Here is a 20,615-nt window from a genome sequence, read left to right as displayed (position 1 = left end):
CCTGGAGTGGCCGCCGTGGAGCTTCTCGTCGTCACGGACGATACCGTCCCAGACCCCCTCGCGAACCTGCTCGGCGCCCTGCCGGACCTCCCCTGGCGCGTCACGCGCAAGAAGGTCAGCGAGCTGCTCCTGGAGCACGGCATCCGCTTCAGCCAGGAGGACGCGTGGCTCTCCTTCCCGGAGACCGCGCCCGCCCTCCCCCCGTCAACGCCTGTCGTCCTCAACCGGGTCATCGAGATTTCCGACAACACGCGCGCGGCCCTCTCCGGCGGCACGTCCCACCTGAGTCGCGGACAGGTGACCTACGCGCTCACCCAGGTCCTGAGCCGCTATCCGCGAGTCATTGGAACCCCAGGGGTGTGCTCACCGGTGGGCAACCTGGTGCCGCTCGTCAATCAATGGCGGATGCTGGAGGCGCGCCTCCCCGGGCTCAAGACACCGCGCTTCAAATATGGCTATGGGCCAGAGCCCATCGACCCCGCGCCCTTCACCCGCGCCATCTGGAAGAGCCCCTTCGATTTCTACACCTGGAAGGTATCGGACGCGCCCCCCAAGGAGCACTGGGACTCCTTCGTCGTGGACCGCCCCGAAGGCATCCCCATCCTGGCCAGCTTCCTCGGAGACTCCACCCGGCTGGTCCCCCTGGCGCCGGACGTGGCCATTCCAGACACGGTGCGCCAGGAGCTGCACGCCCTGACGCCCGTCCTGCGCGAGGTCTTCGGCGCCATCATGGGTGAATGTCTGCTCTTCCTGGACGGCCAGGCTCTCACCTTCGCCTCCTTCTCCCACCACCTCAGCGCCTCCGCCAGACAACCCCACTTCCAGGAGCTGATGTTGGAAGGACTCACCTCCGAGCTCTCCCGCGCCGCGCTCGCGCGAGCGTGATGATTCATTGGGCTTTCGTGAGCACACATCTTGATATGGCTCATGGCTCTCATGAACAATACAGGGACCCGGGAAAGGCCTGACATGAGTGCCTGACCGGGCCGCAGCTCAGCACTACATCCCCGGAGGTATGCATGGACGACTCAAAGAAGGCCACCCGTCGTACGATTCGCGCGCTCGCATCGCCGGCCGCGCTGACGATGCTCTTCGGAGGCTTCGCCAGCCACGCCGCGACGCTTCACCCCGTGGTCAATGACGCCATCAGCGTCGGCCAGGTCAGCCTCCCGACCACCGAGGTGCAGCAGCAGCAACAGCAGCAGCAGCAGCAGCAGGTCGTGAGGCCGGGCACCATGGCCAGCGGCAAGCCGATGCTGCTCAAGGCGCTCGTCGCGAACATGAGCATCGCGTAGTCACCGTCGCCGTCAGACGTCGGCGCCGTCCGCCCTTCGAGGGGCGGCGCCTTCGCGAAGGGGCTCCCCCCGGGGGCTCTTCGCGCTCGCGGCGAGGACGCTCCTCGTCGGTACGCCCCACCCCAAGATTGGAGGTTCAGGCAGATGACAACGCCCACGACGCCGCGTCCTGGTGATGGTCCCCTGGAGGCCCGCGACTCCTCGCGCCCGGATCTCCACCTCGTCTTCCCACCCCAGTGGTCTCCGCTCCAGCCGTTCCTGAGCACGCCCTCGCTCAAGGCGTATCTCGAGGAGCGAGGGCATGCCATCCATCAGGATGACTGGAACGTGAGCTTCTACCGGTGGTTCATCGGTCCGCAGCGACTGCCCGTCGCCCGCGCGAGGCTCAAGCACTTCATCGAGGCGCTGACGGACGAGCACCGCATCTACCGCGCCCGCTGCCTGCACGCGCTGGCCACGCTGGACGAGTACCCGCAGCTCATCTCCCGGGTGGAGGGCCTGCGCACCGGCGACACCTACGACACGATGGAGAACTTCAAGGACAGCGTGGACGCGCTCCGGGCGCTGCTCGGCGCGTTCTCCGCCGCGGAGCCCGTCATCGAGGTCGGCACCACGTCGCTCCAGGACGGCGACGTGCTCGGGTCCATTCCGGCGCTGCTCGAGTTCATCGAGGACCGCCACTCCAACCCCTTCATCGCCTTCTTCGAGGAGCAGGTCGCCGGCATCGCGCAGGCGCCCCGCTACTTCGGCATCTCCATCATCGGCACCGAGCAGATTGTCGCGGGCCTGACGCTGGGGCGGGTGTTCAAGCAGCGCTTCCCGGACGTCCCGGTGCTGGTGGGCGGCAGCGTGTTCTCCCGGCTGGTGGAGAAGGAGCGCACCTGGGTCACCCAGTTGTTCGGCCCCTGCTTCGACTTCATCTGCCGCTACGAGGGCGAGCGCCCCGTGGACCGATTCCTGTCCGTCGAGGACCCGCGCAAGGACCGCACGCCCAACTTCGCCTTCATGGAGGACGGGCAGCTCGTGCTCACGCCCCTGGGAGATTCGCTGCCCATGAGCGAGGTGCCCACGCCCGACTTCTCCGGGCTGCCGCTGGAGGAGTACCTGTCGCCGGAGATTGTCCTGCCGCTCTTGACGACGCGGGGCTGCTACTGGGGCAAGTGCGCCTTCTGCTATCACGGGATGATCTACGGCGACCGCTACCGCATGCGCCCGCCGGAGATGATCGCCAAGGATTTGGAGACGCTCAACGCGCGCCACGGCGTGCGCCACTTCGCATTCAACGACGAGGCGCTGCCGCCCAAGCTCTTCCGCATGCTCCCGCCCGCGGTCCCCCAGGGGCGCTACTTCTTCACCGCGCTCTACAAGTTCGAGAAGTACTACACGCGGGAAGACTTCAAGAACATGTATGACATCGGCTTCCGCTCGCTCTACATCGGGCTGGAGACGGCGTCCGAGCGCGTGCAGCGGCACATGCGCAAGAACAACACGCAGAAGGTGATGGTGGACAATCTCCAGTTCGCCCATGACGCGGGCATCTGGAGCCACACCTTCAACTTCTTCGGCTTCCCCACGGAGACGGAGGCGGAGGCGGAGGAGACCGTCCAGTTCCTCCTGAACCACTCGGACATCCTGCACTCGGAGGGCACGGGCACCTTCGTGTTCGAGCACAACGCGCCCATCCACCTGGACCCGGCGCAGTTCGGCGTGAAGGACTTCAAGCCCCGCACGGACACGGTGTTGGATTTGTTCTACGAATACGAGACGGTGACAGGGCTCGACGCGGAGGGCGCGCGGACGGTGCTGGAGCGCTTCAACCGGCTCAAGCGCGAGCGCAAGGTCTACCAGCACGGCCACTGGGTGGACCGCGAGCACCTGCTGCTGCTGCTCAGCCGCTACGGGAGGGATGCGCTGAAGCGCAACTTCGCGAGCGTCGAGGAGGCCGAGCGCGGCTACACGGCGGCGGAGCTGCTGCGCGGGTATGACTTCGACACGCCCGAGGGCAAGCGGCACTTCGTGGTGAACCGGCGCCTGCGTCGCGTCTGCATCACCAACGAGGACGCGGTGCGCATCGTCGGATGGCTCCAGTTCGGCGCCAAGGTGGAGGACCTGCTCAACGCCTACCCCGCCCTGTCGGCCGCGTTGGACCCCGTCCCGGAGAACGTGGAGGAGTTGACGGACCTGCGCGAAGCCTCATGAGCCCCCGCTGAACACACGCGCCCCCTCCCCGCCTGACGCCTGGCGGGGAGGCCCGGGGGCTTTCAGCGGTTCTGGATGGCGACGATGGGGTCCACCCGCGACGCCCGGCGCGCGGGCAGCCAGGTGGCGACGAGGGCCACGGCCCCCAGCAGCACGGAGAAGCCGATGAAGGTGAGCGGGTCCCTCCCGCTCACGCCGAACAGCAGGCTCTCCATGTAGCGCGACAGCACGAAGGCGGCGAGGACGCCCAGGCCGATTCCCAGCCCCGCGAGCTTCATCCCCTGGTCCATCACCAACCGCACCACCCGGCCGGGCGGCGCGCCCAGCGCCATGCGGATGCCCATCTCCTGGGTGCGCTGCGAGACGAGATAGGAGATGACGCCGTAGAGGCCCGCGGTGGCGAGCACCAGCGCGATGAGCGCGAACGCGCCCAGCAAGGACAGACTCAGCCGGCGTCCCGCCACGGATTGCTGGACGATCTCCTCCATGGTGAACAGGTTGTAGAGCGGCTGCTCGGAGTCCACGCCGCGCACCGCGCCGCGCAGCGTGGGGATGAGCTGGGCCGGAGGCGTGGAGGTCTTGAGCACCAGCGTGACGGCCTGGAAGTACCAGAGCGTGGACTGCGGATGGTTGTATGGCAGGTGGACCTCGGGCAGCGGAGGCTGGTCCAACCCCGCCTGTCGCACGTCCCCCACGACGCCGACAATCTCCGCCGGCTGCCCGGCGATGAGCAGCCGTCGCCCCACCGCCTCGCTCCCCTGGAAGTGGCGGCGCGCCAGGGCCTGGTTGACGATGACCACCCGGTCCGCGCGCTGGCCGTCGTCCTCGGTGAAGTCGCGCCCCGCCAGCAGCGGGATGCCCAGCGACTTGAAGAGGTCCGGGCTGGTGGTGCGGAACTCCGCGAAGAGCGTCTTGCTCGGGTCCGCCACGTCCTCGCCCTCCACCGCGTAGTCCCCGCTGGTCCACGCGGTCTGGATGGGCAGCAGGGAGATGAGCGCCGCCGACTGGACGCCGGGCAGCGTCCGGGCCTTCTCCAGGATGGGCTTGAAGAGCCGGTCGACGACCTCCTCGCGGGGGTACTGGGCGGTGGTGATGGGCAGGTGCGCGGTGAGCACGTTGCGCACCTCCAGGCCCGGCTCGGTCCCCAGCAGCGTCACGAAGCCGCGCAGCAACAGGCCCGCGCCCACCAGCAGCACCAGGGACAAGGCCATCTCCACCACCACCAGCGCGTCACGGAAGTAGTGGTGCGAGCGCGACGGCGACAGCTTCGCGCCCGGCTCCGCGAGGCTTGCGCGCAAGGGGGTGCGCGTGGCCTGGAGCGCGGGCGCCAGGCCGAAGGCGAGCGCGCTGCCCACGGCCACCAACAACAGGAAGCCCAGCACGCGGCCATTGAGCGGCAGGTCCCCGGTCAACGGGAAGGACGTCCGCACCAGGTTGGCCAGCGAGCTGACGCCCCACGAGCCGAGCAGCACGCCGAGCAGCGCGCCCACGAACGACAGCATGAGGCTCTCCACCAGCAGCTGCCTCACGACGCGGCCCCGGCTGGCGCCCAGCGCGAAGCGGATGGCGATCTCCTGCTGCCGCGTGGACGTCCGGGCCAGCATCAGGTTGGCGACGTTGGCGCAGGCGATGAGCAGCACCAGCAGCACCGCGCCCTGGAGCAGCAGCAGCGTGGGCCGCACGTCACCGACGACCGTCTCCGCCAGGGGCACCGCCGCCGCGCTGCGCCCCGCCTGCTGGGCGGGATGCGCCTCCTCGATGCGACGGGACACCTCCGCCAGCTCCGCTCCGAGCGTGCGGGGAAGGACACCCGGACGCAGCCGCCCCACGACGCTCAGGAAGTGCGCACCCCGGTTCTCCACCCGGTCCGCGGAGGGTACGAAGGGGATGAAGACCTCCATCCGCGCCCCCGCTGGAAAGCCCACCGCGGACGGGAGGATTCCCACCACCGTGTGCGGCTGCCCATCCAGCGTCAGCGTGCGGCCCACGAAGCCCGGGTCCGAGCCGAAGCGGCGCTGCCAGAGGCCCTCGCTCACCACCACGACGGGCGCGGCTCCCGGCTGGTCGTCCCCCACGGAGAAGCCCGGGCCGAGCTTCGGGGGCGTGCCCAGCACCTGGAAGAGATTGGCCGTGGTCGCCACCACGCTCACCCGCTCCGCCCCCTCGGGCGTCATCAGGTTGCGGCCCTGGAACTCGTAGGCGGCCACGCCCTCGAGCGACGGCAGCTGGGCGGCCCAGTCCTGGTAGTTGGGCCACGACACGGACCCCAGCCACTTGGGATCTCTCGAGGGTGTCGTCTCGTAGAGCCGCACCAGCCGCTCCGGCTCCTGGTAGGGCAACGGACGCAGCAACACCGCGTCCACCACGCTGAAGATGGCCGCGTTGGCGCCAATCCCAAACGCCAGACACAACACCGCGACCACCGTGAACAGCGGGTCCTTGCGCAGCATCCGCAAGGCGAACTTGAAATCGCCTCCGATGTCCTTCCACCCGTCGGCGATACGAGCCATGCACACCTCGCGTGTGCCAAGCTTAGCAAAAACAGCACACCCGGCAATGCACCATCAAGCGCGCGGATGGGCGGCGTCGTAGACCTGCTGGAGCTGCTCCCAGGAGACGTGCGTATAGCGCTGGGTGGTGGAGAGGCTGGCATGACCCAGCAGCTCCTGGATGCTGCGGATGTCGGCGCCCCCACCGAGCAGGTGCGTGGCGAAGGAGTGACGCAGCGCGTGTGGACTCACCTTGCGCGCCAGCGCGCACTTGAGCACATGCGCGTCCAGGTGCCTCCGGATGCTCCGGGGCGTCAGCCGGCCCCCTCGGAAGTTGAGGAAGATGGCCTCTGGCGCCTGGTTCGGCTTCGGCTCCGCGAGCAGCTCTCCGCGCCGGGCCAGGTATGCCTCCAGCGAGCGGATGGCCTGCGCGTTGACAGGCACGAGGCGCTCCTTGCTGCCCTTGCCCATGACCCGGACGATGCGCCCGCTCCGGTCCACGGCGAGCAGGTCCAAATCACACAGCTCGCTGATGCGCAGCCCGCCGCCATAGAGCAGCTCCAGGATGGCCTTGTCGCGAAGGCCCAGCACCGTCTTCAAGTCGTGCACGTCCAGGAGGGCGAAGACCTCCTCCACCGGCAGCACCTTGGGCAGCGCCTTGGGCAGCTTGGGGCTCTTCACCAGCTTCGCCGGACTGGCGGGCAGCAGCTTCTGGCGCACCAGGTACTTGTAGAAGGACTTGATGGACGCGAGCCGACGGGCGCGGCTGGCGGGGGCATGGTCCACGCTCAGCGTGCCCAGGTAGCCGCGGATGGCGGCGTGGGAGCCGGCCAGGAGCGAGAGCTTCATCCGCTCGACGAGGTAGCGCTCATAGTCCACCAGGTCGATGAGGTAGTTGCGCACCGTGTGCGGTGACGCGCCCTTCTCGTCTTCCAGGTGGACTCGGAACTTCTCCAGCAGCGGCGAGAGGGTCGTCATGGCGTTCGCCAGCGTAGGGGGCCCGGTGAGGCTCGCAAGATTCCGGGCCCCGCGAAACCCCTACTTCGTCGGCACGACGGGGGCCACGACAGGAATCACGGGCGCCGGCGCGGGCAGCAGCGCGACACAGGTGGCGTCCGACAGCCACGCCTTGCCACACATCCACGTGAGGACGGGGTTGCGCACCTGCCACAGCAGCACGAAGAAGATGAGCGCCCCGAGCCCGAACCGCGCCCAGCCGGACAGCCCCTCCGTCTCTCCATCCTCGTCCTGCTGGGCGAGCATCGCCGGACGAATCATGTCGCGACGGTCCACCTTCGCGCCCTTGGGGAGCCGGGGACGCCGGGTCACCAGCGTGGACAGGCCGTGCGTCAACATGAGGCGGTCATTGAGCGCCCAGCCGGAGCCCTCCAGGAGCAGCGCCAGGTTGCGCCTGCGCAGCTTCAGCCAGCCGAGCAGTCCCGCCGGCGCCATGACGACGATGGCGATGAGGGACGCGGCGGTGATGACGTCCACCATCGTCAGCGACTTCACCTGCGTGACGATGAACGCGAAGGACGAACCCAGCGCCGCCGCCGCGATGCTGCCCGCCGCGATGACTCCCGCGAGCCCACCCGGAGACGGGGCCGGCGCCGCTGGGGGGGCCGCCGCCGGAGCGGGCACCGCCGCCACGGTCTGCGAGTACCCCTGCTCCAGCGTCGAGTCGAAGGTCTTCTCCCCCGCCGACGCCAGCCCTTCAATCTTGCCGGTGATGAACGAGGCCATGCGAGTGAAGGGCATGGTCATCGACTCCCACAGCGACACGGGCTGGCGGACGATGTGCGTCACCGTGGCGTCGTGCTCCTGGCCCGCCACGTCGTAGAAGACGCCGCGCTTGCCCACGACGAGGTCCGTGCTCCGACCGCGCGTGACGGGCACCGCGACTTCGTAGCCGGGCGTGCCGTCCTTGGGGGCGACGAGCACGTAGAGGATGCACGTGGTGCCCTGGCTCGTCAGCGCCGCGTGCTCCGCGCGGTTCTTCGCGAGCACCGACAGCGTGTACTTGCGCCCGCCGAGGATGAGCGTCCCCTTCTCCATCAGCGCGGGCGCCTTGGGGAGATAGAGGTTGGGCATGCTGATGAAGTTGTTGGCGAACACCAGGAGCCAGCGCTGGTAGAGAACCAGGCGCTCCAGTTCGACGATGGCGGCCAGCGTGGGCGCCAGCGCGAGGTCCGCCTGCGAGGCCGCGTTGATGGCGTCCAGGTCCGTCAGCGACACGGCGGGCAGCGAGTCGGCCAGCTTGTGCACCGGGTTGGCATCGCGCTGGGCGAACCACGCGAGCACCGCGTCCGCCTTCGCCACCAGCTCCCGCCACGCCGTGTCCGACAGGCGCTCCGAGTCTTCCGTCACCGGCGCGGCGACATCGCGACGAAACGCCTGGAGCTGCTCGTAGGAGGGACCGCGCAGGAGCCGCGACCACTCCAGCACGCCCGACGCATCCGGCATGGCGATGGGCAGGTCGCCCGCGGCCTTGCCCAGCGCGGCCGTGTCGCCCAGCGAGCTCTCCACCCGCTCCGCGCGCAGCCGCAGATTCGCCGCCGCCTCCGGCTGCACCGCCACCAGGCGGCACTGGAGGAAGTACGTGTCCAGCAGCGGAGCGACCTCGCGGATGCGACGCGCGCGCGTCTCGCTGTCCTCGCCCCACACGAAGATTTCGCCGCGCTTGCCCAGGTGGGCCAGCAGGGCCTCGCGCGCCTCGCGGAAGCTCTTCAGCATCGCCGGGTCCACGCCCGCCTCGCCCGAGCGGTTCTTCAGCTCGGGGAAGGACGCCATGATGTCCTTGGCGAGCGGACGCAGCGGCTCCGGCAGGCGCTCCGGGGCGATGATGCCGTCCCCGTTCTGCCCGGACTTGCGCAGCTCCTGGTCGCTCGCGCGCACCTGGGCCAGGGAGATGCGCCCCAGGTCCGGCGCGTCCACCGTGCGCAGAATCATCTCCGCCGCCGAGCGCAGGGACGCCGCGTCCGCGGACAGCGAGTTCAGCTCCAGCACGTCACTGCTCGCGTCGGCGCCGCGCCGGTCCTTCAAGTGCTTCGCGGCCCAGGCCACGGCGGCGCGAACCTCCGCCACGCGGACGCGGGCATTGCCGTCCGTGTCCAGGAACTTGAGGAAGGCGGGGTCGCAGCTCAGTCCTTCCAACGGACACGCCGTGGCGATCCACTGCGTCTCGGGGATGGTCGCGGCCTCCACGAGCACGTCGAAGGAGGGAATGTCGACCTGGAGCGAGCCGCCATAGCGGCGATAGGTGAGCGGAGTCGAAGTCATACAGGCGGCGGACCTAAGCACACCCGAAGTCGCCTCGCACGGCTCCGCAGCAGCGTCACTTCACGGTGCCAACCGCTCGGCTGTCCCGTGAGACCGGGTGTCCCGGCACCCGGACGACGGCGCGAGCCAAGGCACCGCGACGACACGCGCCTGCGAGTGGCGAGGCCCCTGCAATCGGCCCGGCGGCACTCCAGGCCTCGCGACGAAAGGCATCCGATGCACACCGCCGCCGCTGAATACGACGACCGCTTCCACCTGAGCCGCAAGCGCTACTACCAGCTGCTCGCGCTCTCCACCCTCTGGTTCACGGTGAACGAGACGCCGCTGCTGCCCATCGGCCTGCTCTTCGCCCTGCGCTTCGTGGGGACGAACTACGAGACGACGTTCTTCCACTCCCTGCGCACGGGCCGGAAGGTCGCCCTCGCGTGCCTGGGCCTGGCCCTGTTCTCCCTGCTGCTCTTCGGGCCCCACGCGGGCTTCAGCGTCGGGCCCGGAGGCGTGAGCTTTCAACTCACGCTCCGGTGAACCCGCGGCGCCTTGCCGACTACGGCAGGGTCGACACGCTGTAGACGCCGGCCTTGGGCCCCTGGGCGATGATGTACACGGCGCGCGAGTCGTCCTTGCCACCGAAGTACACCGGCACCTGGACGCCCTGGTCCAACGGCTTTCGCGCCTGCGTCTTCGCGTCGTACACGGCGATGTCGTACGTGTCCGAGTCCATCCGCGCCGACGTCGCCAGCACGCGCTGCCCATCCGCGGACAGCTTGTAGCTGAAGATGCCCTGGAGCCACGTCTTCGGGTCCTCCTTCTGCGGCAGCTCGAGCGCCTTGAAGTCGCACGCACGTCCGTTGCGGATGCAGTTGGCGCGGAACACCACCTGCCCGTTGCCCGGCACGAAGCCGTAGCCGAAGACGCCCCGGTGCACCTTCTCCGCCTTCTCCGCGCCCAGCGGATAGAGCATCAGGTCCACCGAGTACTCCGGCTTGAGGAAGCGCGAGAGGAAGGCCACATAGCGCGCGTCCGAGCCCCACACGAAGTTGGGCACGCGGTCCCCCACCCGCTTGGGCGCGCCGTCCGGCAACGACGCCACGGCCATCAACCCCGCGCGCGCCGTCACGTCGTACTTGTCCAGGAAGCCCACCGCCTGCGAGTCCGGAGAGAAGGAGAAGATCTCCACGCGCTCGCCCACCTTGCGGCCCGGGCCACCGGAGGCGGGGCCCACGTACAGGTCGCCCGGCACGTCCGGCTTGCCGTTCTCCGAGCGCGCCAGCCACTTGCCATCCGGAGAGAACCCGAAGGCCTGCGCCGCCACGGCCAGCCGCTTCGGCTTCTGCGCCGGCAGCTCCGCCAAGTACAAGTCGTAGAGCCCGCGCACGGACTCGCTGCGCACCTGGAAGGCCACGCGCTGACCATCCGGAGACACGGCGTAGTCGCCCACCTGGTCCGCCAGCTTGCGCGGCGCCTCCTCGGGCTTGTCCACCGACACCGCCGCCAGCCCGCCCGCCGCGGACAGCCGCCGCTTGAGCAGCAGCGTCTTGCTGTCGGAGGTGAACTGGGCGGTGCTCACCTCGGCCGCCACGTCGACGAACGGCCCCGAGGGCAGCGGGCCCAGCTTCAGCTTGCCGCCGTCCACGAAGGCCAGCTTCGTCCCATCCGGCGACGGCAGCATGTAGCTGACGGCCGTGCCCAGCACCGCCGGCTCCGCCTTCGGGTCATCCAGCACCGCCACGTTGAGCGCGCCGGACTGCGAGGCCGCGTTGTAGCCCGTGAGGTACAGCGCGTGCTTCGAGTCCGCCGAGAAGAGCAGCCCGCCCGGCACGTTCGTCACGCTGTCGCCCAGCTTGCGAGGCTCGCCCCCCTCCACGGGCACCACGTGCAGCTCCCCGAGCAACATCTGGGGCGGCACGCCGTCCAGCCGGGGCTTCTGCCCGTTCAGCAGGTATGTGGCGTAGCGCCCATCGGAGGTCAGCCGCAGGTCCGCCGCGCGGCCCGCGGCCAACAGCAGGCCCTGTCCCGCTCCGGCGGGCGTGCCCCGTCCCGCGCTGCTCGGCGCGGGGGCACGGCTCGGCGCCGCGGCCCCCTCGGAGGCAGGCGCGGCGGCGGGAGCGCCCGACTTCGCGCCGCTGTCCTCGCCCTTCTTGCACCCCGTGCCCGCCACCATGAGCGAGGCCATCAAGCCCGCGCCCAGAAGTCGTCCCAGCCTCGGCCGCATCATGCGCTCCTCTGCTCCTCAAGCTCCGGGGCGCCCGACGTGGGGACACCCGCGTGCGGCAGCCACGCCGCCAGGTCCTGCTTCGCGCGGGCCGAATACGCCGCCCGCTTGTCCGCCTTCTTCATCCGCCCGGTCAGCGGCGGGAAGAGGCCATAGATGATGTTGGAGGGCTGATGCGGGTAGTCCGGCGGGTGCGCTTCGCCCGTCACATGACGGAACAGCGAGCCCAGCGCCGTCGTCGCCGGGGGCGGCACCCACTCCTTCCCGCTCAGCCGCGCATGCAGCGCCAGCGCCACCAGGTAGCCGCACGCCGCGCTCTCCACGTACCCCTCCACGCCGGAGACCTGCCCCGCGAAGAACACCCGGGGCTCCGTCTTCAGGGACAGGTCCGCCGACAGCAGCCGGGGCGAGTCGATGAAGGTGTTGCGGTGGATCTGCCCCATCCGGAGGAACTCCGCGTTCTGGAGGCCTGGGATGCAGGAGACGAAGATGCGCTTCTGCTCCCCCCACGTCAGGCGCGTCTGGAAGCCCACCATGTTCCAGGACGTGCCGGCGCGGTCCTCCATGCGCAGCTGCACCACCGCGTGGGGCTCCTGGCCCGTGCGCGGGTCCCGGAGTCCCACCGGCTTCATCGGCCCATAGGCCAGCGTGTCGTCGCCGCGTTCCGCCATGACCTCGATGGGCAGACAGCCTTCGAAGTACTTCGGTTCCTCGAAACTGTGCGGCACCACCTTCTGCCCCGCCTTCAGCTCGGCGATGAAGCGGTAGTACTCCTCCCGGTTCATCGGCAGGTTCAGGTAGTCGTCCCCGCCGCCCTTGCCATAGCGGCTCTGGCGGAAGGCCACCGACAGGTCGATGGAGTCTCCGGAGAGGATGGGGGCGATGGAGTCGTAGAAATAGAGCTTCTGCCCCACGTGCCGCTCCAGCTCGCGCGTGAGGGCGTCCGACGTCAGCGGTCCGGTGGCCACGACGACGGGGCCCTCCTCCGGCAGCGTCTCCACCTCGCCCGCCACCAGCTCCACGCCCGCCTGGCGCAGCAGGGACTCCGTAATCGCCTTGGAGAAGCCCTCGCGCTCCACCGCCAGCGCGTCTCCCGCGGGCACCCGATGGGCATCCGCGCTGCCCAGGATCAACGAGCCCAGCGCGCGCAGCTCCGCGTGCAGCAGGCCAATGGCGCTCTCCGGGTTGTCCGAGCGCAGCGAGTTGCTGCACACCAGCTCCGCGAGCTGATCCGACTTGTGCGCCGGAGAACGCTTGTGGGGCTTCATCTCTCGCAGCACCACCGGCACGCCCCGGCGGGCAAGCTGGTATGCGCACTCCGTACCGGCCAGGCCGCCGCCAATCACCGTCACCCGCTGCTGCTTCACGTCCGCCATCCTGTTCCTCCCGGGAGCGCCGAGCGCGAGCCCGTCAGCGAACAGTTAGCAGGACTGGCACGCCCTGTCCCACTCGCGAAGCCATGGGCGTCAACCCGGTGTCCTGTCCAGGGCCCCATGTCCGGTCGCCTGCCCTCCGAGCCACCGTCGCCCCAGGTGGGAAGGCGAGGTTTCCCCACCTGGGTTGAACCCCTACGTTTCTCGCGTTCATCGCTCGAAGGCAGCGTTCATCCGAGCGAGCGCACAGCGCACTCGAAGACACCCACACGGAAACGAGGCCATCATGAGCCGAGCCCAAGACTTGCTGAAGGTTCGCGAGATTCTTCAGCGCCGCAGGCGGGACATCCTCACCACCAGCAGCGGCACGCACCGCGAGCTGACAGCGCTCAAGGACCAGGAGCGAGACCCTGAGTACGAGGAGAACGCCCAGTCGGAGCTGGCGGACTACACCCTGTCCAGCCTGGTGGAGGCCCAGCGTCGCGAGGTCATGCTCATCGACGCCGCGCTGCTGCGCATGGACACGGGCGTCTTCGGTGAGTGCGTGGACTGCGGCCAGGAGATCTCCATGGACCGCCTGGAGGCCCTGCCCTTCGCCATCCGCTGCGCCGAGGACGCCGAGCAGCACGAGCAGGACATGCGCGGCGGGCACTACGCGACGCCCTCGCTGTAGCCCTGCCCCAGAGACGTGGCACGCGGCGCTCCCTGGTTCCGCCAGGGGGCGCCGCTCGTTCAGTCGCCCTCTTTCTTGAGGACGACGAAGCGGTAGTTCTCCAGCTCGTTCTGTCCCGCGGTGTAGAGCACGCTCAGGAGCATGTCGTAGGGGACCTTGCGGTCCGCGATGACGGACAGCTCCTTGCTGAAGGGCGCTTGAGGGTTGCGCTCGGCGATGTACTTCAGCTTCTCCACTTCCTTCTTGAACCGCGCGTCGAGCGGGAGCACCAGCCGGCCCTGGAGGGCCTCGGCGGGGAGCTGACCGTTCACCAGGCGCAGCACCTCGCGCTCACCCACCAGCACGCTCTTGGACGTAATCGTCACGGCGATGGTGTCCTGCGGCGTGGCGCGGGTGGTGGAGATGGGCGGCCGCACGTCCTCGGACGCCGTCACCGCGGCGGAGGACGAGGCGAAGGACTTGAGCAGGAACACCAGGAGGATGGTCATCATGTCCATCATCGCGGTGATGTTCAGCTCCTTGATTTCCCCCGCCGCGTCGCGCTCCTTGCGCTTCTTGCGCGCCAGGGCCCGGCGATAGCGCAGCCGCGCCAGGGCCTCTTCGTCGACGGAGTCCGGCGCGGGCGACATGGGCTCGGAAGACGACATGGCTCAGGTCCCCGCCAGGGTGACGTCGGGGAACAGCAACCGGCGCTGGGGACCCTGCTCCTCGCGCAGCGCATCCATCGTCTGGATGAGCGCCTCGTAGGGCACGTCCGCGTCCGCGCCGACGATGACCTTCGTCTCCTTGGGAAACTCCGTCTTGATCTTCACCATCCACGCGTTGAGCGCGGCGTAGTCGTAGTCGCCCGCCGCGTTCGTCGGCACCGTGGGCGCGCCTCCCTCACCGAGGATGGCGTTCTCGCTGCTGACGAAGTGCCCCTTGCGGGAGATGAGCACGGACAGCGTCAGCTTCGGCTCGTCGGAGGGCGACTCCTGCGTCATCCCCGTGGACGGCGCGCCATAGCCCGGCGCGCTCACGTTGAGGATGCCGAACGAGGTCAGCCCCGTAATCGACAGCAGCATGAAGATGATGAGGTTCATGAGGATGTCGAGGTACGGGACGACGTTCAGCTCGCCCGACTCTTCTTCCTCGCGGACCTTCAGCTTGCGGCGGGAGTAGTGGAACGCCATGGCGCGCGCTCGCCCCGCCCTACGACGCGCGGGCTTCGAGCTCCGTGGAAGCAGGGTCCGCGCTGCCGCGACGCGACAGGAGGTTCTCCAGCTTCAGCGCGTTGAGCTCCAGGCTCTCCACCATGCTCTTCGCGTACGACGTGAGGAACAGGTGGAAGATGATGCACACCACCGCGATGGAGAGCGCGAAGGCGGTGTTGTTCATCGCCTTGGAGATACCGTCCGACAACAGCCGCTGCTTCTGGTCCGCCGGCACGTCACCCAGCGCCTGGAAGGTGCCGATGAGGCCGAAGATGGTGCCGACGAGGCCCACCAGCGTGGCGATGTTCGCCAGGGACCACAGCCAGGGGATGCGCTTGGAGACATGCGGGCTGTGCTCGATGATGGCCTCCTCCACCGCCTTGGCCACCTCGATTTCGCCCCGGTTCGCGTTCACCAGCCCCGCGCGGATGACCTTGGCCAGCGGCGCGGTGGGCGCCATGCCACACACCTTCACCGCGCGGTCCAGGTTGCCGCCGCGCACCAGCTTGGAGATCTGCTCCATGAAGGGCGCCGGGTTGAGGTTGTAGCGGAACACCAGCGTGACGATGCGCTCGATGGACACCGCCAGCGCGCATGCCAGCCAGAACAGGTTCACGAACATGAACGGACCGCCATCCTTGAAGAACTTGATGACGGAGTCCGTGACGCCGAGCTTTCCGGCGTCCGCGGCCGCGAGGCTCGCGTTGACCAGCAACTCGCTGACCACCGAGGAAATCATTGCCCGGGTTGTAGGGCGGGCCCGCCGAAGCTGTCAAGCCACGGACGGGCCAGCCCCCCGTAAACACTTGGGTTTTCAGGCCGCCGACGACGTTCCCGGGTCCGTGGGGACGCCCGCCTGCTCAACGACCTCCCGCCGGTAGCCGCACTCCTTGTTCGGGCAGGAGATGTACGCCCCGTCCCGCTTGGAGAACTTCTGGAGGAGGTACGGCGACGCGCAGTCCGGGCACGCCTCCGCCAGGGGCCGGTCCCACGCGGCGAAGCGGCAGTCCGGGTAGCGGTTGCAGCCGAAGAAGATCTTCCCTCGGCCGCTGCGGCGCTCCGTCAGGTAGCCCTGCTTGCACTCCGGGCACCCCACGCCGATGGAGATGGGCTTGGACGTCTTGCAGTCCGGGTAGCCCGAGCACGCCATGAAGCGGCCGAACCGGCCCCGCTTGATGACCATGGGCTTGCCGCACTTCTCGCACAGCTCGTCCGTCGTCTCTTCCTCGACGATGACGATCTTCCCCTCGGCGTCCCGCTTGAAGTCCTTGGTGTTCTTGCAGTCGGGGTAGTTCGAACAGGCGAGGAAGTGCCCCATCTTTCCGAACTTGATGACGAAGTGGTTGCCGCACTTCTCACAGGCGATGTCGGTCTTGATCTCCTCGCGCTTGACGTCGCGCATCTCCGCCTTCGCCTTCTCGAGCGTGTCCTTGAAGGGCCCGTAGAAGTCGCGCAGCACCGACACCCACTTCGCTTCGCCCTCGGAGATCTGATCGAGCTTCTCCTCCATCGTCGCCGTGAAGGTGACGTCCAGCTCGTGGGGGAAGTGCTTGACCAACATCTCGTTGGTCATCTGTCCCAGGTCCGTGGGCCGGAAGCGGCTCTCCAGCTTCTCCACGTACTTCTTGTCCTGGATGGTGGAGAGGATGGCGGCGTAGGTGGACGGGCGGCCAATGCCCTTCTCTTCCAGCTCCTTCACCAGCGTGGCCTCGCTGAAGCGCGGGGGCGGCTGGGTGAAGTGCTGCTCGTGCACCAGCCGCTGCAGGCCCAGCTTGTCGTTGTCGTTGAGCAGCGGCAGGTCGCCCACGGCGTCGGCGCCATCCGCGCCCTCTTCGCCCGCGGCCTTCGCCTTCTCCTTCTCCGACTCCTCTTCCGGCGTCAGGCCCGCGCCGTACACCGCGAGGTAGCCGGGGAACTTCAGCGTGCTGCCGGAGGCGCGGAACGTGGCCCGGCCCGCGGAGATGTCCGCGCTCGTCTGGTCATACACGGCGGGCTTCATCTGGCACGCCACGAAGCGGTTCCAGATGAGCTCGTAGAGCCGGAACATGTCCTGCTCGTCCATCGCGTCGAAGAAGGGACGCACCCGCTCCGGCGGGTACTCCAGCGACGTGGGGCGGATGGCCTCGTGGGCGTCCTGCGCGCTCTTCCGGGACTTGTAGACCACCGGCTCTTCCGGCAGGTACTCGGCGCCGTACTTGGTGCCGATCATCTCCCGCACCTGCTTCACGGCGTCGTCCGACAGACGCGTGGAGTCCGTGCGCATATAGGTGATGAGCGCCGTCTGTCCTTCCTCGCCGAGGGGCACGCCCTCGTAGAGCTTCTGGGACAGCGTCATCGTCTTCTTCGCGGTGAAGGACAGCCGGTTGGCCGCCTCCTGCTGCAGCTTGGAGGTGATGAAGGGCGCGGGCGCGTTGCGACGTCGCTCGCGGCGGTCCACCTTGGACACGGAGAAGGCCGCGTCCTTCAGCTCGTTGACCAGGCCCTCGGTGATGGCGCGGTCCTTGAGCTCTATCTTCTTGCCGTCCACCTTGGACAGCTTGGCCTTGAACGGCGGCGGGCCGGAGGGGCCCTCCAACAGCGCGTCCAGCGTCCAGTACTCCTCGGGGACGAAGGCCTTGATCTCCGTCTCGCGCTCCACGATGAGGCGCACCGCGACGGACTGCACGCGTCCGGCGGACAGGCCCCGGCGGATCTTCTGCCAGAGCAGCGGCGAGATTTGATAGCCCACCAGCCGGTCCAGGATGCGACGCGTCTGCTGCGAGTCGTAGTTGTCCTGGTTCAGCTCGCGAGGCTGGGCGATGGCCTCTTGAATGGCCTTCTTGGTGATTTCGTTGAAGGTCACCCGCATCGCGTCCGGATGCGCCAGCTCTTCCTTGATGTGCCACGCAATGGCCTCGCCCTCGCGGTCGGGGTCCGTGGCCAGGAAGACCTTGTCGGCGGACTTCGCCATCTTCTTCAGCTCGTTGAGCACCTTCTCCTTGCCCTTGATGACCTCGTACTGGGGCTGGAAGTCGTGCTCCACGTCGACGCCAATCTTGCTCTTGGGCAGATCCTTCACGTGCCCCACGGACGCCTTCACCGTGTAGCCGGAGCCCAGGTACTTCTTGATGGTCTTCGCCTTGGCGGGCGACTCCACGACGACCAGGTAGTGCGGCCCCTTGCCGCGCGGCGTGGCCTCCTCCTCGGCGTCCGCGTCCACGGCGGGCAGCGAGTCGTCATCACCCTTCTTGGTGGTACGCCGGCGGGCCGCGGTCTTCTTGGCCGCGGCCTTCTTGGCCGCGGGCTTCTTCTTGGCCGCAGTCTTCTTCTTGGCGGCCGTGCGACCGGTCGCCTCGCGGGGCGCCTTCTCCTCGGTCGCCTCGGTCTCTTCCGCCTTCTTCTTCGTCCGCGTGGCCATGACTCTCCTACCTAGATCTTCTCGTACAGCCTGCCCGGGTGCTGGACGACCAGCCCCGTCATCTCCAGCTCCACCAGCGCGCTGACGAGCGCCGCGGGTGTGAGGGTGCTCCCGGTCAGCACCTCGTCGAACGTCCGGGGAATCCGGTCCAACACCGCATAGGCGCCCCGCGCTTCCGCGGAGAGCCCATCCCACGAATCAGCCTTTCCAGGCGCCACCATCCACCCAGGGTCAACACCCACCGCCCGCCAGACGTCCTTTGCATCCAGGCACGCACTCGCGTGCCCCTCGCGCAGCAAGGCGTTGCAGCCTGCCGCATCCGCCTGACGTACATCCCCCGGCATCGCCAGCACCGGCCGCCCCTGCGCCCGCCCCGCCCTCGCCGTGTGCAAGCTGCCCGACTCCGCCCCCGCCCTCATCACCAGAACCGCATCCGATGCGCCGGAGATGAGCCGGTTGCGCCGGGGAAACGTGGAGGTGCTTGCCCGCACCCCAGGCGGCAGCTCGCTGAAGAACACCCCGCCCCTCTCCAAAAAGTGAGGCAGCAGGCGGGCTTGCGCCGGGTCCAGCGCATCCAGCGCGGACCCCAGAAAAGCCCACGTCTCCGCGCCCACGTCCAGTGCACCCCAGTGGCACGCCCTGTCCACCCCCGCCGCCGCGCCCGACACCACCCCCACCCCACCCTCGGCCACCTGACGGGCGAAGGCACGGGCAAAAGGCAGGAACCCCTGATCCGGATGTCGGCTGCCCACCATGGCCACCCGCCTGCGCGGCGGCCCGGGCTGCCCCTTGTGGAAGAGCAAGGGAGGCGCGTCCTCCACCTGCTTGAGGCGCTCTGGATAGGCCCGCTGCTCGGCGAATGCCACCCGCATGCCTCCGGCGCGACACGCCTCCTGCAGCCGCTCCGCGACGACGGGGAGCCGCTCCAGCGTCGCCAGCCTGCGACGGACCTGTGGGGAAACCGGCGCTTCGGACACCCAGTCTCCCACCGGAGTCGTGGCCAGCGGGGCGAGCCGGCCGTCGGCGAATGCGCGCAAGGCGGCCAGCGTCCTCGGCCCCAGGCCGGGAACGGCCCAGAGCGCCAGGCATGCCTGCTGCTCCGCCGTGAGGCTGTCCGTCTCAGCGTCCGCCATACCGACCCCCTCGATTCCCACCTATATAGAAGATGGGTCCGCAGGGAGGGGCGCGACACATAGACACCGGACCGCCACCGGTCAAGCACTCAACCCCTCCTGGACGGGAGGGGATGCACTTTTCCTGCCGGGATCAGCGGCTGGCGGTGGGGGCGGTGTTCACGCGCATGTACGCGCGGTCGCCGGTGTTGATCTCCTCGGTGGAGCGCATCATCAGGCAGTTGTTGGTGCGCTCCTTCACCTCGGTGACCATGCACGTGCCGATGTTCTCCCACGGCAGCGCCTTGTCGGACGCGGGCGGGGGCGGCAGCTCCGGCTTGCCCAGCACCTGCCGGGACGGGTCGCCCTGGCGGAGGATGAGGAAGGTGTTGCCCAGCTGGACGCCGTCCGCGCTGCCCTTGTCCAGCACCACGGTGTTGTGCTCCCCGAGCAGCGACAGGTAGGGCACCAGCGCCGTGACGACGGTGGCGTTGAGCTCCTTCGTGTTGGGCCGGGGGGCGACGCGCTCGCTGAGCTTTTCGCCGTAGGGGCCCACCAGGTCACCACGCTCGATGCCGTCCCAGGTGTCGACGATCTGCGCGGTGACGACGCCCTTGTCCACGCGCACCACGCGCAGCGTGCCCACGAAGTCCGTCAGGTAGCCGAGCTGCTTGTGCGTGCGCGGGTGCTTCACCGCCTGCGTGGTGTGGAAGACGACGTAGCGGTCACCGACCTTGGCGGCGGCGTTGCGCTTGAAGCGCACGTAGACGTTGTCCGGGAAGGACAGCATCAGCGCGCCGTTCGGAGAGCCCTCGATGCGGCCCGCCTCCTCCAGCTCGCGCGGCGTGACGAAGCCCTGCGTCGTCACCGGCCGCGACGAGGACACGTCGTAGCCAATCTTGCCCGACACGGAGACCATGTCCCCTCCGGACAGCTCCGTGGGCGCGGCCACGTCGACGGTGTCGTCGGTCTCCACGCGCTGGGGCACTTCCTCGCCCCCGCCGAAGAAGCTCACCTGGTTGCCCGGGTAGATCCAATGCGGGTTGGCGATCTCCGGGTTGTAGGACCAGACCTTCGGCCAGTACCAGGGGCTGCCCAGGTAGCGCTGGGAGAGGTCCCACAGCGTGTCACCGGACTCGACGGTGTGGACCACGCCGGGGGCGCTCTCACGGCCCTTGGCGGCGCCCGGGGGCAGCGTCACGTTGGTGCCGGAGGGGCGCTCGGGCGCCACCTCGTCCATGACCTCGGCGCCTTCCGTCTCGCTGCCAGCCTCGGTCTCGTCCGGGTCGCTGCCCTCCTGCTGCGCGAGTGCGCTCCAGGCGGGGGCGACGGCGAGGCTCAGCATCAGCGAGGTGAGGATCCGGGAGCGCATCGCACGACATCCTTTCAAAGA

At 68.8% G+C, this 20,615-nt stretch carries 16 protein-coding genes; 5 read left to right on the top strand and 11 right to left on the bottom strand.

Annotated elements, in window-relative coordinates:
• The first annotated feature begins 15 nt into the window (after positions 1 to 15).
• From LZ199_RS02110 to LZ199_RS02100, 3 genes are all read left to right on the top strand, one after another.
• Positions 16 to 885, top strand: coding sequence for a hypothetical protein (locus LZ199_RS02110; RefSeq protein ID WP_253991943.1), 870 nt, complete (start codon positions 16 to 18; stop codon positions 883 to 885).
• A gap of 134 nt (positions 886 to 1,019) precedes the next feature.
• On the top strand, positions 1,020 to 1,295 hold the full coding sequence (locus LZ199_RS02105) for a hypothetical protein (protein WP_253991942.1): 276 nt from the start codon (positions 1,020 to 1,022) through the stop codon (positions 1,293 to 1,295).
• Positions 1,296 to 1,439: 144 nt separating this feature from the next.
• Positions 1,440 to 3,494 (top strand): B12-binding domain-containing radical SAM protein, encoded by a 2,055-nt coding sequence (locus LZ199_RS02100; protein ID WP_253991941.1) that lies wholly within the window; start codon positions 1,440 to 1,442, stop codon positions 3,492 to 3,494.
• A gap of 62 nt (positions 3,495 to 3,556) precedes the next feature.
• Here LZ199_RS02100 and LZ199_RS02095 read toward each other — a convergent pair whose 3' ends face one another.
• Genes LZ199_RS02095 through LZ199_RS02085 form a run of 3 tightly spaced genes read right to left on the bottom strand, consistent with a single transcriptional unit; the run spans position 3,557 to position 9,262 of the window.
• Positions 3,557 to 6,004, bottom strand: a complete 2,448-nt coding sequence (locus LZ199_RS02095) for an ABC transporter permease (protein ID WP_253991940.1) — start codon at positions 6,002 to 6,004, stop codon at positions 3,557 to 3,559.
• A 54-nt stretch (positions 6,005 to 6,058) separates the two neighbouring features.
• Positions 6,059 to 6,961: a tyrosine recombinase XerC gene (locus LZ199_RS02090; protein WP_253991939.1), complete on the bottom strand. Its 903-nt coding sequence runs from the start codon at positions 6,959 to 6,961 to the stop codon at positions 6,059 to 6,061.
• Between the two features lie 60 nt (positions 6,962 to 7,021).
• Positions 7,022 to 9,262 (bottom strand): kinesin, encoded by a 2,241-nt coding sequence (locus LZ199_RS02085; RefSeq protein ID WP_253991938.1) that lies wholly within the window; start codon positions 9,260 to 9,262, stop codon positions 7,022 to 7,024.
• A 216-nt stretch (positions 9,263 to 9,478) separates the two neighbouring features.
• On the opposite strand from LZ199_RS02085, the gene LZ199_RS02080 reads away from it, so the two are divergent.
• Positions 9,479 to 9,787: a hypothetical protein gene (locus tag LZ199_RS02080; RefSeq protein ID WP_253991937.1), complete on the top strand. Its 309-nt coding sequence runs from the start codon at positions 9,479 to 9,481 to the stop codon at positions 9,785 to 9,787.
• Between the two features lie 19 nt (positions 9,788 to 9,806).
• On the opposite strand, the gene LZ199_RS02075 is transcribed toward LZ199_RS02080, so the two are convergent.
• Both LZ199_RS02075 and trmFO read right to left on the bottom strand, forming a co-directional pair.
• Positions 9,807 to 11,477: an alpha/beta hydrolase gene (locus LZ199_RS02075; protein WP_253991936.1), complete on the bottom strand. Its 1,671-nt coding sequence runs from the start codon at positions 11,475 to 11,477 to the stop codon at positions 9,807 to 9,809.
• Positions 11,474 to 12,850 carry a methylenetetrahydrofolate--tRNA-(uracil(54)-C(5))-methyltransferase (FADH(2)-oxidizing) TrmFO gene (gene trmFO / locus LZ199_RS02070; protein WP_253991935.1) on the bottom strand — a complete coding sequence of 459 codons (1,377 nt, stop codon included), beginning with the start codon at positions 12,848 to 12,850 and terminating at the stop codon, positions 11,474 to 11,476. The genes LZ199_RS02075 and trmFO overlap by 4 nt, the downstream gene beginning before the upstream one ends.
• A 283-nt stretch (positions 12,851 to 13,133) precedes the next feature.
• Between trmFO and LZ199_RS02065 the strand changes: the two genes are divergently transcribed.
• Positions 13,134 to 13,520 (top strand): TraR/DksA family transcriptional regulator, encoded by a 387-nt coding sequence (locus tag LZ199_RS02065; RefSeq protein WP_253991934.1) that lies wholly within the window; start codon positions 13,134 to 13,136, stop codon positions 13,518 to 13,520.
• A 59-nt stretch (positions 13,521 to 13,579) separates the two neighbouring features.
• Here LZ199_RS02065 and LZ199_RS02060 read toward each other — a convergent pair whose 3' ends face one another.
• The 6 genes from LZ199_RS02060 to LZ199_RS02035 form a co-directional block, all read right to left on the bottom strand.
• Complete coding sequence (locus LZ199_RS02060) at positions 13,580 to 14,167, bottom strand: ExbD/TolR family protein (protein WP_253991933.1); 588 nt, start codon at positions 14,165 to 14,167, stop codon at positions 13,580 to 13,582.
• Positions 14,168 to 14,170: 3 nt separating this feature from the next.
• Positions 14,171 to 14,692, bottom strand: a complete 522-nt coding sequence (locus LZ199_RS02055) for an ExbD/TolR family protein (protein WP_253991932.1) — start codon at positions 14,690 to 14,692, stop codon at positions 14,171 to 14,173.
• Positions 14,693 to 14,711: 19 nt separating this feature from the next.
• Positions 14,712 to 15,452 carry a MotA/TolQ/ExbB proton channel family protein gene (locus LZ199_RS02050; RefSeq protein WP_253991931.1) on the bottom strand — a complete coding sequence of 247 codons (741 nt, stop codon included), beginning with the start codon at positions 15,450 to 15,452 and terminating at the stop codon, positions 14,712 to 14,714.
• Between the two features lie 75 nt (positions 15,453 to 15,527).
• Positions 15,528 to 18,110 carry a type I DNA topoisomerase gene (gene topA / locus LZ199_RS02045; RefSeq protein WP_253991930.1) on the bottom strand — a complete coding sequence of 861 codons (2,583 nt, stop codon included), beginning with the start codon at positions 18,108 to 18,110 and terminating at the stop codon, positions 15,528 to 15,530.
• A gap of 11 nt (positions 18,111 to 18,121) precedes the next feature.
• Entirely contained in the window at positions 18,122 to 19,243 is a 1,122-nt protein-coding gene (locus LZ199_RS02040) for a DNA-processing protein DprA (RefSeq protein ID WP_253991929.1), read from the bottom strand.
• Between the two features lie 133 nt (positions 19,244 to 19,376).
• Entirely contained in the window at positions 19,377 to 20,594 is a 1,218-nt protein-coding gene (locus LZ199_RS02035; RefSeq protein WP_253991928.1) for a LysM peptidoglycan-binding domain-containing protein, read from the bottom strand.
• Positions 20,595 to 20,615 lie beyond the last annotated feature (21 nt).

It is taken from the genome of Myxococcus qinghaiensis, from assembly GCF_024198215.1.
In the GTDB taxonomy this organism is placed as follows: Bacteria; Myxococcota; Myxococcia; order Myxococcales; family Myxococcaceae; genus Myxococcus; species Myxococcus qinghaiensis.
The sequence above is the reverse complement of the archived record's forward strand: the minus strand, read 5'-3'. Positions and strand labels throughout refer to the sequence as shown.